The organism is Streptodolium elevatio (genome assembly GCF_053592165.1).
On the sequence record NZ_JBSFVE010000019.1, the window covers coordinates 16,536 to 33,895 of the forward strand.

Here is a 17,360-nt window from a genome sequence, read left to right on the forward strand (position 1 = left end):
GGCGGCGTCGCGGTCAGGTGGCGGCGAGTACACGGGTGATCTCCTGGAGCCGTTCGCGCGGCAGGGGTGGCAGGTCGCGGGCGTGGGCCGCGTCGCGCCAGTGTGACGCAGTCGAGGCGGACAGGAGGACGTGCGTCACTCCTGGACAGGACAACACCACGTGCAGGGCCGCGGCCGCGCGGGTGAGGCCGGGCCGGATGTAGTCGGCAAGTTCTGGGGTGGCGAGGGTGGGGAGTTCGCCGCCGTGAAGGGGAGCTGAGGCCAGGACGGAGATGCCGACCGCTGCCGCGTCGACGACCGGGCCGCGATCCTCGAGGGCTTCGGCGAGGGGTTCGATGCGGACGAGGCTGATGGGGAGTTGGACAGCCGCAAAGTGGTGGTGTCTGCCTGTAGCCGCTTCCTCCGCGAGGGCAGTCAGGTCCGGGACGGTGAACACGTCGTCCGTGAATCCGGACCAGGTGGCGACGCCGTACCCGCCGATGCGGCTGGCGACGGCCTCGGCCTCCAAGGCGGTGAACGCGTCGAGGATCGCGGCGTGGGGATCGGGTGCGAGTTCGGGGTTGTGGAGGAGGACCAGGTCGATTCGGTCGCGGCCGAGTTCGGCCCGGTTGCGTTCCACCTGCCAGCGCACGTACTCGGCTGTGATGCTGTGTCCGGAGCGGGCGGCGTTGCCGTCGAGGGCCCCGGCCGCGATGGCGTCGACGCGGTGCACGCCTTCAGCGAACCCGACTTTCGTGCAGACCTGAACTTCGGGGCTGGCGGCAAGGAACGGGGCCAGTTGGGTCTGGGCTGTGCCGTGGGCGTAGTTCGGGGCGGTGTCGACGAACCGCACGCCGACCGCCTGGGCATGGGTGACGGCGTCGGGGATGCTGCAGCATCGGTAGGTCCCCAGGCCGAGTTCGGCTGTCATGGCTCCTCCAGCAGTTCGAGAGTGGCGGCTTGGCCGGCGACCAGTTCGGCGATGACGGCCGCGGCTTGGTCGGCCGGTATGCCGGCCAGTTCAGCGAGGCGGGTGATCGTGAGTACTTGGCCGTCCACAAGCGGCTGCAACAGCGCTGCGACGGCGGGGGCGAAGTCCCACGCGGTCCCGGCCGCGGCAAGGCTGACGGTGTCCGCCGTGACGTCCAGCCGGGCGCGGGCCGCGGTGAACCGGACACGGGCGGTGGCCGGAACCGAGCCAGGGACGAGGTGCGGAAGGGACGGGCGCATGCGGCCGGGATCGATGGTGTCCTTCGCGGCCGTGTATCGGTCGATCACGTCGTCGGTCAGCTCGGCCGCCACCGTGTCGCGGAACGCCTTGAGGTAGGCGTCTTGGTCGTCGCGGCCGGCGAGGCGCGGTAGGTCGGTGCGGAACTGGTGGTGCCGGCGTAACTGGTCGGCCACCCAGGTGAGGAGGTCTGCCCCGGTGTGGGTCTGGAAGCCGCAGGTGATGTGCAGGGAGCGGCGGCCCGGTTCGGTGGCCACCGCGTGCCACCAGCCGCGCGGCAGGTACAGCGCGTCGCCGGGGCGCATCACGAGTTCCGCGATCGGTGCGCCGGTAGGGGGCTCCGGGGTGTCGGTGTCGCGGTACGTGGGCGCATCGCGCGTGGGGCCGTAAATCCGCCAGCGCTTGGCACCGGCGAGTTGGACCGCGATCACGTCGTGGTCGTCCCAGTGGATGCCGAATCCCTCGTTCTGGGTGAACGACGCGTACACATTGACCTGGATACCGGTGCGGAGGAAGCGTTCCAGCTCGGCCGCGAAGTCGCCGACTGGCGCGTGTAGTTCGTCGGCGGCGTCCAGGACGAGGGTGGCGCCTTCGGCGAGGCGGGCGTGCAGCTCGGCCGGTTCAAGGCGGTGCCACACCACGTGGCGGCGCGTCACCACAGGCACGGTGTACCGGTACTGAGGCAGCGCCTCGCCGCCGGTGGACAGGCGGAGACGGGGCGGGTCGAGACGGTGGGTAGCCAGAATCGTGTTGAGCGCGTCCCAGGTGAGCATGCGGTGAGCGTTGGGGAATGCGCCTGGCAGAAGGCGGTGTTCGCGGTGGAGCGCCTGGGCGAGGAACACGTCCCCGCCCAGGCGCGCCGCGATGGACTCAGGAGTCATCGCGTCAGGTTCTCCGTCGGCTTGTCGCTCGTTAGTCGTTGCTGTCGGACTTACCGGTGCTGCCGCCGTCGGACGGCTGCGCGTCCCGGGCACGCGCGGCGACGATCTGGCGGCGGGCCCTCAGCAGGCCCCCGCAGTCCGGGGTGCCGGTCGCGGTCGTGTCGCTCATAGTGCGAATCTCCTTTGTCGGTGGTGCTCGATTCCTGCTCAGCGGTCGCCGCGCAAGGGGTGGTACGCCGCGCCCCGTCTGGCTGTCTTGGCTTCAGGGGGCGCGGAGTCATCGCCTCGCGCAGTTGGCAATCGATGCGGACGAGGACACCGGTGTCCGTACCTGTGGGGCCCTGCGCGGGCAGGTGTCGGGATTCGGCCGTCGCGACTGCTCTCACGGTGGACTCGACGCGGTTCAGGATCCTGAAGGCGAAGTGCAGTCCTGAGTAGGCCAAGGGAGCAGCATCGAGACGACCTTGCCGCCAGCGTTTCGCCACGCGATCTCGGTGACGCCATGGCACTCGTCGACGAGGGCGCGCACGAGCTGAAGACCTCGGCCGTTCTCCGCGGTCTCGTCCGCGTCGACCGGGCGCGGCATCAGGCCATGGCGATCTCCGACGGCAAGTCTGAGACCGTTGCGTCGCAACTCGAGCGATACGTCGATGCGGGACGAGCAGTCGCCGGTGTGGATCACGCTGTTGGTGACCAGCTCCGACGCCCCGAGCACGAGAGTCTGCACGACGTCCGTCGCGTCGACGCCCCACGCGGTAAGTTGCTCACGCACGCCATCCCGCGCGACCTTCACCTGTTCCGGCTCGGGAATCAGCGCCCAGAACACGCCGTGGATGAGATCGGACGAGCCGACGCCGTCAGGCCGCTTCACGCGCGGTGTCTCCGAGACAGCCATCGGAATTCAGCCCTCCGCATCCACGAGCGGCGAGCATAGGAACCCGCGCCCGGACCGCGCGTCGAGTCGTGGCACTTTTCCGCGGATCAGCATCAGCCGTATCCCCAGGCGCTGGATTCGCTGCGTGCGAGCCAACGCCAAAGGCTTGAAGCCAAGATGGGCGGTGGTGGGGGCCACCACCGCGTACGCGCCTGGTGTCCGAAGTGCGTCCGTCAAGCCTGCGAAGGCGGGCGATAGCTCCGCGTTCGTCACGGTGCAACGTTCCATGAAGATGCCGGAAAGCGAGAGTTCGTGGTGTGCGCAGTAGTCCACGAGCGATGCGCTGAGCGCATGCTGCCGCGCTTTCGATGCCTTGACCAGGCGCAGGAACCCATAGACCGCAGGACCCTGCGCCGGCCGCAGTTCGGTGATCGTGCCCGTCATGTCGGCTGCTCCTCTCTGCCGAGGCCGTGCGCGCCAACGCGCGTCCGAGCCGTCGTTGTGAGCTTGCTGCGACGCGAACGGGCGGGAAATGAAGTGGTGTTGCAGTAGCGTCGCAACTTCGCCCCACGACCCGTTGGCCGCGTGTTTCGATGGCGTCGGGAGGGAGGGGACGTGGCGCGCGTACAGCAGTGGACGGGACGGGAAGCGAGCGCGCTCAAAGCTGCACTCCGGCTCAGCGTCCGGAGCTTCGCTGCGCGTCTCGGCGTCTCAGCACGATCGGTCTCCTACTGGGACCGGCAAGGCGAACGCATCACGCTTCGTCCTGACACGCAGGCGATTCTCGACACAGCTCTGGCGAACGCGAGTCCAGACGTCCATTTCCGCTTTGAGCACCTGGTTTCCGGAAGCCGTGACCCGCAGACCCGGGTTCTGACTGTGGGGCCTCGGCTCTGGGAGTTCGAGACCTGGGCCGAGGACCTCGACCGCGCGGTCGGGGCCTTGAGCCGACAGAACTTCCCATCCGCTGAGGGACTGGTCCGCCGCTGGCTTCAGCGCTGGGACGCGCACTCGCTTGATGACCGCGGGCTCTATCTACTCGGTCGGACGTCTGCCCTGCTCGGCGACCTCCGTCGCGACCAGGGCGCAGTCGTCGGACCGCTGTCCGCAAAGCAGGCCTACGACCAGGCTCGCTCGCTCTACGCGCAACTGGACATCCCCCGCCGCGTCGCCCAGATCGACCTGTCCCTCGCGGTCATTGCTGAGATGGCCGGCCATCTCGACGCCTCCGCCCGACGGTACGAACTCCTGGCTACCGACGAGAGGCTGAGCGCTCGCGACCGGGCCCGCTCCCAGCTTTGGGTCGGCACCGCGCTCAGCAAGGCCAGCCACCATGAGTACGCTGGCGAAGTCATGCTCCGGGCCACCCGATCGTTCGAGGACCTGGACGAGCCCGAGGACTGGTCCGTCGCCCACCAGAAGCTCGCTCTCGCAGCCCGCGGCGCCGGGGACCTGTCGGGCGCCCTCCAGTACATCAACATCGCAAGGACGACGGGCGCGACCGACGCGCCCATGCAACGCGTACGTCTGGACACCGCCCACGGGCACGTCCTGCTCTCCGACCCAAAGACTCGAGACGAGGGATTCCAAGTACTCGATCGGGCTGCAAAGAGGGCCGCGTACTACGGGATGAGCCATCAGCTCCGCAGTATTGAGAGCATTCGCACGTCGTACGAGAACAACGGCGAGCAGGGACGAGAGTGACCAGGGAGCAGCCCGTGACCGACGAACAGACGACAATCACCGACAAGCAATGGCTCGCGGCACAGCTCATCTGGGACTACCACCAGATGGGTCACTCGATCCGACCGTGCGACGTCGCGATTGGCCTCGGGAGCCACGACCTCGGTGTCGCCGCCTTCGCTGCCAAGCTCTACCACCAGAGCCTGTTCAAGACCCTCGTATTCAGCGGCGGCAACAGCCCGACGACCGCCGGCCGCTTTCCCCGCGGCGAGGCGGTGCACTTTCGGGAACACGCCCTGGAACTCGGGGTGCCGGACGAGGCCATCGTGCTGGAGCCGCACGCCGGGAACACCGGTCAGAACATCTCCTTCTCCCGCGATGTCCTCGCGGAAGCTGGCATCAACCCGTCGTCCGTGTTGCTGATCTCCAAGCCGTACATGGAACGCCGCTCCTACGCCACGGCCCGCAAGGTCTGGCCCGAAGTCGACATCGTCTGCGCGTCGGAGCCGCTGGCCTTCGACGAGTACGTCGCGGCGATCGGCGACCGGAAGCTCGTCATCGACATGCTCGTGGGCGATCTACAGCGCGTGATCGAGTATCCCAAGCAGGGCTTCGCCATCGAGCAGGACGTCCCGGAGGACGTTTATGCCGCCTACCACTCCCTCCTCCACGGAGGCTTCGACAGCCGCGTCATGGGCAAGTGACCGTCAGCCGGGCAGGAGCGTCGCGATCCACCAGCCGAACTTCCTGCCCAGGCTGAGCACCCTCGGGAAGATCTTCGCGGCGGACGTGTGGGTCGTTCTCGACGACGTCCAGTTCGCCCGCCGCGACTACCAGCACAGGGCACGCTTGGGCTCCCTGAACGATCCGAGCCAGACGCGGTGGCTGACGTTGCCTACGCATCTCCCATTAGGGCGGTGCACCATGATCCAGGACGCATGCGTTGTCCAGCCGGACTATGCGGCAATCCGGTCCTACCGTGTGCTCCGTGACGACTATGGGCACTCGCCGCACTGGTCCATGGTTGAACACTGCCTCGAGCCTGTCTGGAACGAGCTCCACGGAACCAACTCCCTGGCCCGCGTAACCGAGTTGTCCACGCGCGTGCTCCTGAACGCCCTCGGATGGCGCGGCAGTGTTCTGCGCAGCAGCGCCATGTCGGCGCGACCAGGCCGGTCGCAGCGCCTCATGGACCTCGTGCAGGCCGTCGGCGCGCGCCGGTACCTGTGCGGCACCGGCGGGATCAGGTACCTGGACGTCGGCCTCTTCGAAGAGCACGGCATCACAGTGACAACGTGCAGTCCAGCTCCGTCGTCGTTCTGGGAGCACGGCCGCTACCTGTCCTCAATCCACTACCTGGCCAAGCACGGTCCAACCCGCCTCAAGCACGAATTTGCCGCGATCCGAAATCTGGGCACAGCCGGTCGACGGACGATCGCGTCAACCAACTCGTGATTGGATTCGGGACACGCCAGCTCATACGAGGGGCAGCACTGATCGCCGTTGCCGAACTGGGAACCTGACCCGGCTGCCACAGCGCTCTGTCCCTCCTGAACAAGATCGCCTTCCCTGGCATGTCAGATGGTAAAGACGCAGGTCAGAAACTGATCTGCCACTTGCTAGCCGCCTCATAGTCGGTTGTGAGTCGGTGCCGAACTGGTGCCCCACTCCCGCGTCGCCTGCGTGCGGACGGGTCCGCTCAGCGCCGCTTCTCCACTGCGCAGAAGGTCGTCGCGTGTTCGGCCATGCGCCGACCGGGATAGGCGGCGGGCTGGTGAGACTCAAGTACACGTGTCGCAGATTCCGCCAATTTCGTGCCCAGCTGTCGTTTCGGCCCTGCGAATCCTCCGTATGGGGTGAGGGCTTCTCCGCGGATGGAGGCGATCATGCGGTCGATACTGATGGGCGGACGGTGGGCTGGACGGTCGTGCGGACGGTGGGGTGGACGTCCTGATCGTCCGGGGGTGTGCGCGGCTGCGCTGCTGGTCAGCGCGCGATCAGGCGGACGGTGGTGTCCCGTACTGATTGGAGTAGTCGTTTCTGCCCTCCCCAATCTGTGCGGCGCTGGGCGGGCCGTGCGGGCCCGGTTTGCGTACCTGGCGGTGCTCAATGCCGGGTGACGAGGTGTCCTGGCGTCGCATCCAGGCCGTTGCTGCCCAGTTGACTGATCGCGACCGCCTGATTCTCCGGACGTTGTCCACGCACCGTGTGTTGACGACGCATCAGATCGCTGACTTGGCGTTCAGCAGCGGTATCACGGCGCGGCATCGGATGCAGACGCTTGTCAAGGTCGGTGTGGTCGACAGTTTCCGTCCGCGCGCGGACCGTGGTTCTCGTCCGCTGCACTTTGTGTTGACCGCGACCGGTGCGACGACGGTTGCCGTGGACACCGGTGAGGACGTGCGCTTGGCGGTGCGTCGTGCCCGGCGCGACCGCGCGTTGGGTGTGGCGTCCGCGTCGCGGTTGCAGCATCTGCTCGGGGTCAACGGCTTCCACACCGCGCTCGTCGCGGCGGCCCGCGGATCGCGCGATGAGGCCGCGGTCGTGCGGTGGCTGACCGAGCGCGAGCTGCGGCCGGATGGCGATCAGCACACGGCCGTGCGGCCGGACGCGGTGGGAGTCTGGCGCGAGAGCGACCGTGAATGTGCGTTCGCGCTGGAATTCGACACGGGCACCGAGCGGCTGGCTCGTCTCGCCGAGAAGATCGATGGCTACGTGGGCCTGTTCAACGGGATGAGCGACTACCCGTGGCTGTTCGCCGACTGGTTCGGTGAGCGGTCGGCGGTGGTGGTGTTCTGCTTCACCCGCGTGGGCAGGGAGCAGAACGCGCGAGCGGTGTTCCGCGGTGGGGGCGGTGACGTTCCGCTCGTGACGGGCGTCTGGGACGGCGAGGGATGGCCGGCCGAGGCGTTGTGGCTGCCGGTGGCGGGCGACGCGCCGTATCGCTTGCGGCTGGCCGGGCTCGGCGCGTACGGCCGCCGACAGCCCGCGTGGCAACCCATGCAGACGTGGGGCAGTCGCTGGTCGCGCGGGGGAGAGTGAAGCCAGGCAACGCGACGACGATGTTGCGGACCCGGCCCGCTCGGGCTGGCACGCGGTCGGGCCAGCCGGGTCCGCTTTGGGTGCTGGCGAGGCTCCGCGGCCAGCTCGGCCTGCGGGCCGGGAGCCGCGTCGACCGATCAACCGACGGCACTCCCGGGCACGTTCACTCGTCGCATCGCGCAACGTCGCGGTCGGTGGCCCCGTGGCGTCGGCAGGATCGCGGTGGGTGGTGTGGATTTCGCAAGGCGGCTGGTGACCGGCTCGCTGGTGGCTGGGGACTGGCTGGGAAGTGGCAGGCAACTGGCCAACCGTTCGGTCCTGTCCTGATGGTGGCCGCCTGTAGAGCTGCTGCACCCGTGGTGACGGCGAACCGGGTGGGAGCTGCGGTCTGGTCAAGGCGCGCGGGCGTGGTCGGCCGGGGCGTGTGCCGGGCGGCGCCGCGCCCGCCCCGGCGTCGGCGTGCCGGTGGGGCCGTGTCAGGGCGTGTCGCGGGCTGGCGGGCGGCGGGTGGGTTGTGGGGCGGGGCGGCGGTTTCGGGGGCGTGTCGCGGGCGCTGTCGGCCGCCGCGCCAGCCCGCCTGTTCGTGGCGCGCGAAACCTCTTTGGCGATTGGCGCTTTCGGAGCATGCGGCTGCAAGTCGCGCGTCCGGGCGTGACGGGATCGATACCTCCGGGGCTGTCGTTTCGGGGCGGCGGATCCTCCGCATTGGGTGCAGGGGCTTGACCCGGGGGCGGGTGCGGAGCGATCGATCGTCGTCGGGACCAGCGGATTCCGCCCGCCCGGGCGGTCCGCTGGCGTCGGTGACCCCGTGAATCCGCCTATCCCGTGTAGGAGTTGGTGTTTTCGTGTCCGGTATGACGTTCAAACGGTGCGGCTGCAAAGCCCCGCTGCTCCATCCCGACGGCAGCCCGGTTCGGGGTGCTGATGGTCGTGTCAAGCGTCGTGAGTTGGGTGCGGCGTGTCCGAAGCTGCGCCGTAAGTCTGGGGGTTGGTCGCCGACGCACGGAACGTGGTGGTGGCTGTTGCAAGTCCCGACGCCGCCCGGGGGGAAGCGGCGGCATCTGCGACAGGGCGGGCACCCCAGCGAGACGAAGGCGTCCGAGGCGATGGATGCGGTGGTGCGGTTGCTGGGGCTTGCGGACCTGGCGGATGACCCGTGGGACGCGCGTACCCGGATCGCGGACCTGGTGCAGAAGGCGATTCGGGCGAAGGAGCCGCTGCCGGACTATGAGGAGACCCGGCGTCGGGTGCGGTCGACCCGGCCGGTGGACGAGATCCTCACGGTGGAGCAGTGGCTGCGGGAGTGGCTTGCGGGGAAGAAGGACGTGCGGGCGACGACCCGCAGGTGCTACGAGTCGCACCTGCGGTTGTACCTGATCCCGTACCTGGGGAAGGTGCGGTTGGACCGGTTGCGGGTGGCGCACCTGAACGCGATGTTCCAGAAGATCGAAGAGCGCAACGAGGAGATTGCCGCGAACAACGCGCACCGCCATGCCGTGCAGGAGGCGGCGAAAGCCGCGTGGCATGCCCACGAGTCGGAGGCCGCGCGTACCGCGCGGGCGCGGTTGCGGGAACTGCCGCCCTTCGAGCGTGAGGTGGGTGCGGGGTCGCGGCAGCGGATCCGGGCGACGTTGCGGTCGGCGTTGTCGGATGCTGCCGCGCAGGAGCTGGTGACGGTGAATGTGGCGAAGCTGGTGAAGTTGGCGTCGGGGGCGAAGCCGCGGGCGTTGATGTGGACGCGGGAGCGGGAGGCGGCGTGGCGCAAGACGGGCGAGGTGCCGTCGCCCGTGATGGTGTGGACCGCGGAGCAGACCATGCGGTTCCTCGCCCGGGCGGCGAAGGCGAAGGACGTGTACCCGCTGTTCCACCTGGTGGCGATGACGGGGTTGCGGCGTGGGGAGGTGATCGGGCTGCGCTGGGTCGACTTGGACCTGGGGTACCAGGTCGCCGGGCGTACCGGGGTCGGGGTGCTGCATGTGCGCGAGCAGATCGTGCAGTTGGGCTGGGAGACCGTGACGGGCAAGCCGAAGTCCGACGCGGGGGAGCGTAGTGTCGCACTCGCGGCGGACACGGTGCACCTGCTGCGGGTGCACCGGAACCGGCAGAACGCCCGCCGGGGTACGGCGGGTACGCAGCGGAAGGACCCCGGGTACGTGTTCACCGACGACGACGGCGGACCGCTGCACCCTGCGAGGGTCACGGACCTCTTCCAGCAACTCACCCGCGAGGCCGACCTACCGCCGATCCGATTGCACGACCTGCGGCACGGCGCCGCCACGCATGCCCTCACCGCAGGGGTGGACGTGAAGATCGTGCAGGACATGCTCGGGCACTCGTCGTCCGTACTGACCCGCGACACGTACACGTCGGTTGCGGATGAGGCGAAGCACGCTGCCGCGGACGCGATCGCCGCGTTCTTGAGCGCGGCGGATTCGACGCGCAAGCGGCCCCGGCCGCTGCCCAAGCTGCAACTGCCCACTGCCGAACGCCTGTACGGGGAGGCAGGATCCTCGGCGTACGCGCGGCGGATCAACCTCGACCCCCGCGTCGAACCCCACGCAGGAACCGGCTGGGAACTCGCCGCGGAACGCGCGCACGCCGGCACCTGGCATGTCCTCCGCAACGGCGAGGTCGTCGGTGTCATCGAACGCCGGACGACCAGCACCGGCGCCAACACCCTCGGATGGCACGCGACCCGGCATGGCGCCGACGTCACCATCGGTGCCAACAACGCGGGGCTGTATCGGTCCCGCGACCTCGCCGCCGCGGCGATCATTCACGTCGAGACAGCAGTCCCGGACAACGTCCGCTCGCTGCGCCCGGCATGACGGTCATCGATATGCCGTGGGCCCCGTGACGTCGACGGGGCCACGGCATCGCGCTCACGTACATAGGCGGCGAGCTAGCGCTCCGGATTTCGGCCCGTCGAGGCCCGCGGCCTGGCACCTGGGGTCCACGGTCCGGGGCATTCGATCAAGGGAATCGACGGTGATCGAACGCTGGCTCCCACCACGCTCCCACCACAACATCAAAAACGACGAGGGCGTTCTCGGGAAACCGAGAACGCCCAGGTCGTGTACCGCTTGCTTGTGCGCCGCCAGGGACTCGAACCCCGGACCCGCTGATTAAGAGTCAGCTGCTCTAACCAACTGAGCTAGCGGCGCGTGTTGCGATGGGTAGACATTAGCAGGCGGATGGGGTGATCAAAAAATCGGGAGGTGGGGGATGAAGGGATAGGGAAGGGGTGGGGGCCAGGTCTTGGGGAGGACTCTTTGGAGGACGCGGGGAGGACGCCTCTTTCCGGACATGTGCAAAGTGGTCCCCGCGTGTAGCTCACGACGGGTACCGTCGGGATCACGGGCCGCCACGCTTTGCTTGGTTGTAGGTTGACGGTCCGAAACCGTGGGCCGCGCATCTCTGGGGAGGACGCCGATGGCCATGCGGCAGGGTGGCGGCTCCTCCATGCCGGGGAACGTGCGTCTCAAAGCGCTGCGCCACGCCAAGGGGTGGGTCTCACAGCAGCAGCTTGCAGATGCCTTCGAGAAGAAGGCGCTGGAATGCGGGTTGCGGCTCGCCGTGAGTGTGCGCCAGGTGCGGCGGTGGGAGAGTGCGGACCCGCCGTGGCCGACGCCGGACTACCAGAAGGTGCTGCAGGAGCTGTTCGGCTGCCAGTTGGCGGACCTGGGGTTCACGCCGCCGTGGCAGGCCGATCTTGATGCGGCGGGGCCGGCGCCTGGGGCGGGGTTGCCGCCGCAGCATCCGCGGGGGTACGTGTCGGGCCCGGTGAACGGGTCGGCGGATACGCCGAGGCCGCCTCCGCGGTCGGGAGGGTACCGGTTCACGCCGCGGGCGCAGCGGACGCCCGAGGACGGGCGGGAGCCTCCGGGGCCGCGGGTCTTACCGCGGGCGGCGCCGCCGCTGCCGGGCGGGATACCGGCCGCGCCGGGGCTCATGCCCGAGCCCGCGCATCATGTCGAGCCGAGGGCGGACTTCAACTCGCCAGGTGGGTCTCGCCGTTCGTCGGGCCTGATCCTGCCGGGGCAGGTCGGGCCGCACGGCGGACCGGTGGAGCATCCGCCGCCGCGGTCGGCGCGGCCCGATCGGCTGCGGTCCGCGACGCCGGCGTTGTTGCGGGCCGTCGACCGGGTCGAACGTGTGGGCGGTCTGCCGGACCTCACCGAGTCGGTGCCGGGCCCCGGGCGGGCCGGGCGGCTGGGGTCGCCGGTGGCGGACCAGTACGCGCGGCTGACCGCGTCGTACCGGCAGATGTACTGGGTCGCCCCTGCTCTGATGACGTACGACCCGGTGGTGAGCCATGTGCTGCTGGGCGACAAGTTGTTGAAGGCGCCGGGACCCGCGCGGCCGCGCCGTGTGCTGGCGGCTTCGGTGTCCGAGACGGCGCTGCTCGCGGGGCGTATCGCCTTCTTCGACCTGGGCAGCGAGCAGATAGCGCGGCGGTTCTACCAGTTGGCCGACCAGGCGGCGTACGAGGCGCAGGAACCGCTGCTGCGCCAGGCGGTGTTCGCGCACCAGGCGTTCATGCCGGCTTTCGCGGGACGGGCGGCCGAGGCACGGGCGATGATCGCGCGGGCGAACAACCCCGGTGCGCTTGCGGATGCGGGCGCCCCCGCGCTGATGCGGTCGTGGTTGTGTTCGGTGAACGCCGAGATCGAGTCCACGATCGGCGACAAGGACCTCGCGCTGCACCTGATGGACCGGGCCGAGGATCTGCTCTGCCATCCTGACGAGCACGAAGTCCCGGCCTGGCTGGACTTCTTCGACTCTTCGCGCCTGTGGGGTTTCCGGGGCGCGGCGGAGCTGGCCGCGAAGCGGTACGACGCCGCGCGCGACGCCCTGACCGACGCCCTCGGGGACCTCCCGGCCAACTCGGCGAAGCAGCAGGCCGTGACGTGTGCCGACCTCGCCCGGGTCGCCGCCGCCAGCGGCGACGTCGACGAGGCGAGCGGCATGTTGTCGCGGGCGCTCGACGCGTTGAGCAAGCAGTGGTACTCGCTTGCGATGGACCGGGTTTGGGACGTCCGGCGCGAACTGGAGCCGTTCAAGAACGCGCACTGCATCCGGCGCCTCGACCAAGAGCTTGTGGCGTGGCAGAAGGGGGGATCGCCGGTTCTCGAGGTGGTGGAGGAGGACGGGCTCCCGCCGGGCCTACTCTGAGAGTTCCACGCGGACTCCACCCCGGATGGCCTGCGTTGTCGCACACATGGGACACACTGTGGCGGGACCGCATCAGCCTCACGACGGTACGGAGCCGCAGACCACGACATGGGCACCACCGACTCACGACTCGACCTGCTGCGGGGGTCGTTGCCGACGCGCAACCACAATGCGCGCACGGTGGCGGCACTCGCCGCCAACCCCGGCTGTGCGCGACGCGGTGTGATGGACGCCGCCGGGATAGACAAGACCGTGCTGGCCACCCGCCTGGGGTTCCCGGTGGCGTACGGCCAGTCCCCCTTCGCGATCGTGCGCGGACACGCGTTCGAGGCGCTGGTGAAGGAGGACGCGGGCGCCGGTCTGCGCGCGCTGCTCCACGAGGCCCTCGGCGTCACGCCGGAGGACGTCGTCGAGGGCGACTACGCCGAGCTGGGGGGCGATCCGGCCGAGGACGCACCCGAAGGAGCCGCCCAACGCCCCGGGCGCGAAGAGCGTGTCGCGCGCACCCGGACCGCGCTCCGGCGTGCGCTGGAGACCGCGCGCCCCGGCCTGTGCGCGATCCTCGACCATCCGCTGCTGCCCCTGGACGTCGCCGGGACCCGCGCGTACCTGGAGCCGGACGCCATGGCGTGCCTGGTGGCCGGGCGGCTGCACGTCGTCGAGATCAAGTCCTTCTCGGTGATCGACGGCGTCGCGGACCCGGCCAAGCTCGCGTCGGCCGCCCGGCAGGCGGCGGTGTACGTGCTGGCCCTCCAGCAGACCGCGGCCCGTCTCGGCCACCCGCCCGAGGTCGTGTCCACCGACGTCGTGCTGGTCTGCCCGCGGGACTTCTCGAACCAGCCGACCGCGGCGCTGCTGGACATCCGCAAGGAGCTCGCGGTGACCCGCCGCCGCCTCGCCCGCCTCGCCCGGGTGGACGACCTGCTCGACACGCTGCCGCTCGGACTGACGTTCGATCTGGACGATGCGGCAGGGCAGGCGGCCGTGGCGCGGGCGGTGGGGGCGGTCCGCGCGGAGTACATCCCGGGCTGCCTCTCGACCTGCGAGCTTGCGCATTTCTGCAGGTCCGAGGCTCGCGCGTGTGAGGGCGCGCACGGATCCGGCGGGCTGGTGGGCACCCTCGGCACCGGGATCCGCGGCGAGCTGGGCGGGATAGAGGACATCGGGCGCGCACTGGATCTCGCCGACGGGAAGTGTGCGCCGGAGCGCGGCGAGGAGGAGATCGCGCGTCTGCTCCGGCGCGCGGAGGCCCTGCGGCGTGAGGTGCTGGCCGAGGCCGAGGCCGCGGCCGGCGCGGGCGCAGGAAACGAGGGAAGCGCAGGGAACGCAGGAAGCGCGTCAGGCACCGTGAACGTGTCAGGGACAGTGGGCTCAGCGGAGGCGGGCATGACCGGGGCGACAGGCGCCGACGGGGCGGCCCGGGCGGCCGGGGTGGTCGGCCAGGGCGGGACGGCCAAGGCGGGCGGGCTCGCCGGAGCGGTCGGAGGAGTCTCGTGAGCGCGGTCTCGGCGCTCGGCCGCCTCAGGGCCGCCGCCACCGGGTACGCGCAGCCCGCGGCGACCGTGCGCCACCGCCACCTGTCCGACCGGCCCGTGGTGTTCGTGCCGTACACGATGTCCGGCGAGGCGTTCGCGCCGCTCGCGGCCCTCGTCGGCGACGACCCGGCCGCGCCGCACCTGCTCGTGGTTCCCCAACCGCGCGACCGCCAACGCCGGTTCGCGCACGTCGCCGGGCTCGCGACGGTGCTCCTGCCCTACCTCACCGAGTACATCGACACGACGGAGACGGTCGAGCGGCGCAACGACGACGCGTACGAACGCGCGCTCGACGCACCGCAGATCATCGTCCCGTCGAGCGGCGGCATCGAGTACATGCGCCTGCTCGGGCGTTCGACGCGCTTCCGGCGCAGCGAGGGCGAGTACGCGGTGCACCCCGACGTCCCGCTGCTCGGCCGCTGGGCCACCTGGCTGGCCGACCGCGCGCGTACGCCGGGCTCCTGCGTCCTCCTGGCCCTCACCGACCTCCTGACGCAGACCTGGGCGACCGGCCAGAGCGATCTGGAGAACGGCGAACTCGCGGCGCTGATGGGGTGGATCGACCCCGAGCCCGGGCGTTCCGGGGCCGTGACGGCCCGGGAGGCGGAGGGGGCGCCGCCCGCGGGCCCGGCGTCCGCACCGGAGTTCGACCAGAAGCTCGCGCCGCTGATCGCCACGTACGACGCCGCCGAGCGTGCCGAGGACCCGCACGTGTCGGCGCGCGCGGAGGAACGCATCCGCGACGCGCTCGGTGCCGAGCTCATGCCGACCTGGCGGCGCGTGTGGCGTGGCCTGGAACTGCTGCGCGAACTCCCGGTCGGCACCTCGGTGGCGGGCCGCTGGGAGACGGACCGCATGTCGTACAGCCTCTTCGCGGCGGACCTGCAGAGCCCGGACTCGCGTCCTCAGCCGCGCGTGCCCGGTGCGGTCGCCGCGGCGCAGCAACTCCACCGGCGCGAGCAGGCGCAGGCCCGCCTGGAGAGCGAACAACTGCGCGACGACCCGCTGTTGATGGCGGGTGCGCGCCTGGTCGGTCAGGCCTTCCGCGGCCGGATCGTCTCGGTCGAGGCGGACCGCATGGTGACCGAACCGGGGAAGAAGCAGGCCCGGCCGCGACCGCTCATGGTGGTGCAGACGTCGGACGACCCGCTTCTGCCCCTGGACACCGAACTGGAGTGCGTCGAACGCCCCAAGGCCAAGGCCAAGTTGATCGCGGTCGCGGAAGGGCCGGGGGATACGCGTGAGGTACGCATCGAACTGACGGGCGGCATGGGGCGCGGCAAGACGCCGGAGGAGGGGAGCGTTCCCGAGCCAGGCGACCTGCTGTGCTGGACGGTGGCCGCCTCCGGTTTCCGGGGCGGCCCCAAGTGGCCGTCGGCGGAGGAGACTCCGTGGACCCACGGCGGTCCGCCGGAGCCGCGTCCGGCGCCTGCCGACGAGGGCGCGCCGAGGGAGCCGGACGAGGAGGAACTGGCCGCCGCGCAGGAGGAGTGGGCATGACCGCACGGGCGGGCGACACGAACGCGGGCAACGCGAACCCGGACGACACGAACCCGGGCGACACGAACGCGCGCAACGCGAACACCGGCAGCAAGACGGGCACAGGCAAGGCGAACGAGGCGGCGGCGTGAACGACATCTCCCAGGACCCCGGCAAGGCAGCGGGACGCGTCACCGCCGCCGTGCTCGCCGACCTCGCGTCCGGCCGCCACCGCGGCGTGGTCGTGGACTCCCCGCCCGGCGCCGGGAAGTCCACGCTGGTGGTGCGGGCCGCGGCGGAGATCGCCGGGCGCGGCGACCGGCTCATGATCGTCGCGCAGACCAACAACCAGGTCGACGACCTGCTGCTGCGCCTGGCCGAGGAGCACCCGAACCTCGTGCTCGGCCGCCTGTCGGCCGCCGACTACCGCCCCGGCGAGGACCTCGCGGCCACGCCCGTGCAGATCGCGGGCAAGGCCGGCGACCTCGACGGCTGCGAGATCGTGGTGTCGACGGCCGCCAAGTGGGCGCTGGTGGACGACCGGCGCTGGGCCTGGGCGATCGTGGACGAGGCGTACCAGATGCGGTCGGACGCGCTGCTCCTTGTCGCGCGGTTGTTCGACAAGGCGCTGTTCGTGGGCGACCCGGGCCAGTTGGACCCGTTCGCGACCGTCGACGCGGGGCAGTGGCACGGGCTGACGTACGACCCCTCGCAGAGCGCCGTGGCCGTCCTCCGCCGCCACAACCCCGACCTTCCGGTGCACCGGCTGCCGGTGTCATGGCGGCTGCCGGCGACCGCCGCGCCCCTCGTTTCGGAGGCGTTCTACCCGTTCACGCCGTTCCGCTCCGGCACCGAACGCGGGGAGCGCAGGCTGCACTTCGAGGCCGGCCACCGCAAGGACGCGTACGACGAAGTCGTCGACATCGCCGCGGACTCCGGCTGGGGCCTGCTGGAACTGCCGCCCGGGTTCACCCTCCCGTCGGACGACGAGACCGTACGCACCGTGGCCACCCTCGCCGCCCGCGTACTCGCCCGCCGCGGGACCGCCGTGTCGGAACGCGGCGAAAACCCCCTGGACGCGGGCCGGATCGCGGTCGGCGTCAGTCACCGAGAGCAGCGGTCGCGCGTCGAGGCGGCGCTGGTACGCCTGGATGCGCAGGTCCCGGGCGCCCGGAACATCGTGGTCGACACCGCAAACCGGCTCCAGGGACGGGAGTTCGACGTCACGGTCTTCCTCCACCCGTTGTCCGGGCGGCGCGACGCCACCGCGTTCCACCTGGAGACCGGGCGCCTGTGCGTGCTCGCGTCCCGGCACCGCCACGCGTGCCTCGTGGTCGCACGCGCCGGAATCCCCGAACTGCTGGACGCCCACCCGTCGTCCGAGCCGGTGCACCTCGGCCTGCCGGTGTCGTTCCCGGACGGCTGGGAGGCGAACCAGGCGGTCCTGGGCACCCTCGCGGACAACCGCGTGGAGTTGTGACGCG

15 protein-coding genes and 1 tRNA gene are annotated in these 17,360 nt (G+C 70.4%); 10 read left to right on the top strand and 6 right to left on the bottom strand.

The features are described from left to right. Positions 1-13: 13 nt before the first annotated feature. The 5 genes from ACWD12_RS29535 to ACWD12_RS29555 all read right to left on the bottom strand — a co-directional run bounded on the left by ACWD12_RS29535 (position 14) and on the right by ACWD12_RS29555 (position 3,406). Complete coding sequence (locus ACWD12_RS29535) at positions 14-910, bottom strand: aldo/keto reductase (protein WP_450102118.1); 897 nt, start codon at positions 908-910, stop codon at positions 14-16. Further along, on the bottom strand, positions 907-2,088 hold the full coding sequence (locus ACWD12_RS29540; protein WP_450102119.1) for a cupin domain-containing protein: 1,182 nt from the start codon (positions 2,086-2,088) through the stop codon (positions 907-909). The genes ACWD12_RS29535 and ACWD12_RS29540 overlap by 4 nt, the downstream gene beginning before the upstream one ends. A gap of 31 nt (positions 2,089-2,119) precedes the next feature. Next, on the bottom strand, positions 2,120-2,257 hold the full coding sequence (locus tag ACWD12_RS29545) for a hypothetical protein (RefSeq protein ID WP_450102120.1): 138 nt from the start codon (positions 2,255-2,257) through the stop codon (positions 2,120-2,122). Positions 2,258-2,491: 234 nt separating this feature from the next. Further along, on the bottom strand, positions 2,492-2,983 hold the full coding sequence (locus ACWD12_RS29550) for an ATP-binding protein (protein ID WP_450102121.1): 492 nt from the start codon (positions 2,981-2,983) through the stop codon (positions 2,492-2,494). A 6-nt stretch (positions 2,984-2,989) separates the two neighbouring features. Then, a complete protein-coding gene (locus ACWD12_RS29555; RefSeq protein ID WP_450102122.1) occupies positions 2,990-3,406 on the bottom strand; it encodes a hypothetical protein in 417 nt (138 codons plus the stop codon). Between the two features lie 171 nt (positions 3,407-3,577). On the opposite strand from ACWD12_RS29555, the gene ACWD12_RS29560 reads away from it, so the two are divergent. The 5 genes from ACWD12_RS29560 to ACWD12_RS29580 all read left to right on the top strand — a co-directional run bounded on the left by ACWD12_RS29560 (position 3,578) and on the right by ACWD12_RS29580 (position 10,515). After that, positions 3,578-4,666 carry a hypothetical protein gene (locus ACWD12_RS29560; RefSeq protein ID WP_450102123.1) on the top strand — a complete coding sequence of 363 codons (1,089 nt, stop codon included), beginning with the start codon at positions 3,578-3,580 and terminating at the stop codon, positions 4,664-4,666. Between the two features lie 14 nt (positions 4,667-4,680). Further along, the gene (locus ACWD12_RS29565; RefSeq protein ID WP_450102124.1) at positions 4,681-5,349 is read left to right on the top strand and encodes a YdcF family protein; all 669 of its coding nucleotides are present in this window, start codon (positions 4,681-4,683) and stop codon (positions 5,347-5,349) included. Continuing rightward, positions 5,291-6,100 (top strand): WbqC family protein, encoded by an 810-nt coding sequence (locus tag ACWD12_RS29570; RefSeq protein ID WP_450102125.1) that lies wholly within the window; start codon positions 5,291-5,293, stop codon positions 6,098-6,100. The genes ACWD12_RS29565 and ACWD12_RS29570 overlap by 59 nt, the downstream gene beginning before the upstream one ends. Positions 6,101-6,754: 654 nt before the next feature. Then, positions 6,755-7,687, top strand: a complete 933-nt coding sequence (locus tag ACWD12_RS29575; protein ID WP_450102126.1) for a replication-relaxation family protein — start codon at positions 6,755-6,757, stop codon at positions 7,685-7,687. 1,106 nt (positions 7,688-8,793) lie between these two features. Beyond that, a complete protein-coding gene (locus ACWD12_RS29580) occupies positions 8,794-10,515 on the top strand; it encodes a tyrosine-type recombinase/integrase (protein ID WP_450102127.1) in 1,722 nt (573 codons plus the stop codon). Between the two features lie 262 nt (positions 10,516-10,777). On the opposite strand, the gene ACWD12_RS29585 is transcribed toward ACWD12_RS29580, so the two are convergent. After that, positions 10,778-10,851, bottom strand: a tRNA-Lys gene (locus ACWD12_RS29585). A 268-nt stretch (positions 10,852-11,119) separates the two neighbouring features. Here ACWD12_RS29585 and ACWD12_RS29590 point away from each other — a divergent pair. The 5 genes from ACWD12_RS29590 (at position 11,120) to ACWD12_RS29610 (ending at position 17,356) form a co-directional block, all read left to right on the top strand. After that, on the top strand, positions 11,120-12,862 hold the full coding sequence (locus tag ACWD12_RS29590) for a hypothetical protein (protein WP_450102128.1): 1,743 nt from the start codon (positions 11,120-11,122) through the stop codon (positions 12,860-12,862). Positions 12,863-12,970: 108 nt separating this feature from the next. Continuing rightward, a complete protein-coding gene (locus ACWD12_RS29595; RefSeq protein ID WP_450102129.1) occupies positions 12,971-14,359 on the top strand; it encodes a hypothetical protein in 1,389 nt (462 codons plus the stop codon). Continuing rightward, positions 14,356-15,897 (top strand): hypothetical protein, encoded by a 1,542-nt coding sequence (locus ACWD12_RS29600; RefSeq protein ID WP_450102130.1) that lies wholly within the window; start codon positions 14,356-14,358, stop codon positions 15,895-15,897. Before ACWD12_RS29595 ends, ACWD12_RS29600 begins: the two co-directional genes overlap by 4 nt. Further along, positions 15,894-16,028 (top strand): hypothetical protein, encoded by a 135-nt coding sequence (locus ACWD12_RS29605; RefSeq protein WP_450102131.1) that lies wholly within the window; start codon positions 15,894-15,896, stop codon positions 16,026-16,028. The genes ACWD12_RS29600 and ACWD12_RS29605 overlap by 4 nt, the downstream gene beginning before the upstream one ends. Continuing rightward, positions 16,025-17,356: an AAA family ATPase gene (locus ACWD12_RS29610; protein WP_450102132.1), complete on the top strand. Its 1,332-nt coding sequence runs from the start codon at positions 16,025-16,027 to the stop codon at positions 17,354-17,356. Before ACWD12_RS29605 ends, ACWD12_RS29610 begins: the two co-directional genes overlap by 4 nt. Positions 17,357-17,360 lie beyond the last annotated feature (4 nt).

What these genes read in the sequence shown, in the direction of transcription:
- ACWD12_RS29535 (WP_450102118.1), bottom strand. Translation starts at nt 910, where the DNA reads ATGACAGCCGAACTCGGCCTGGGGACCTACCGATGCTGCAGCATCCCC.
- ACWD12_RS29540 (WP_450102119.1), bottom strand. Translation starts at nt 2,088, where the DNA reads ATGACTCCTGAGTCCATCGCGGCGCGCCTGGGCGGGGACGTGTTCCTC.
- ACWD12_RS29545 (WP_450102120.1), bottom strand. Translation starts at nt 2,257, where the DNA reads ATGAGCGACACGACCGCGACCGGCACCCCGGACTGCGGGGGCCTGCTG.
- ACWD12_RS29550 (WP_450102121.1), bottom strand. Translation starts at nt 2,983, where the DNA reads ATGGCTGTCTCGGAGACACCGCGCGTGAAGCGGCCTGACGGCGTCGGC.
- ACWD12_RS29555 (WP_450102122.1), bottom strand. Translation starts at nt 3,406, where the DNA reads ATGACGGGCACGATCACCGAACTGCGGCCGGCGCAGGGTCCTGCGGTC.
- ACWD12_RS29570 (WP_450102125.1), top strand. Translation starts at nt 5,291, where the DNA reads ATGCCGCCTACCACTCCCTCCTCCACGGAGGCTTCGACAGCCGCGTCA.
- ACWD12_RS29575 (WP_450102126.1), top strand. Translation starts at nt 6,755, where the DNA reads ATGCCGGGTGACGAGGTGTCCTGGCGTCGCATCCAGGCCGTTGCTGCC.
- ACWD12_RS29580 (WP_450102127.1), top strand. Translation starts at nt 8,794, where the DNA reads ATGGATGCGGTGGTGCGGTTGCTGGGGCTTGCGGACCTGGCGGATGAC.
- ACWD12_RS29590 (WP_450102128.1), top strand. Translation starts at nt 11,120, where the DNA reads ATGGCCATGCGGCAGGGTGGCGGCTCCTCCATGCCGGGGAACGTGCGT.
- ACWD12_RS29595 (WP_450102129.1), top strand. Translation starts at nt 12,971, where the DNA reads ATGGGCACCACCGACTCACGACTCGACCTGCTGCGGGGGTCGTTGCCG.
- ACWD12_RS29605 (WP_450102131.1), top strand. Translation starts at nt 15,894, where the DNA reads ATGACCGCACGGGCGGGCGACACGAACGCGGGCAACGCGAACCCGGAC.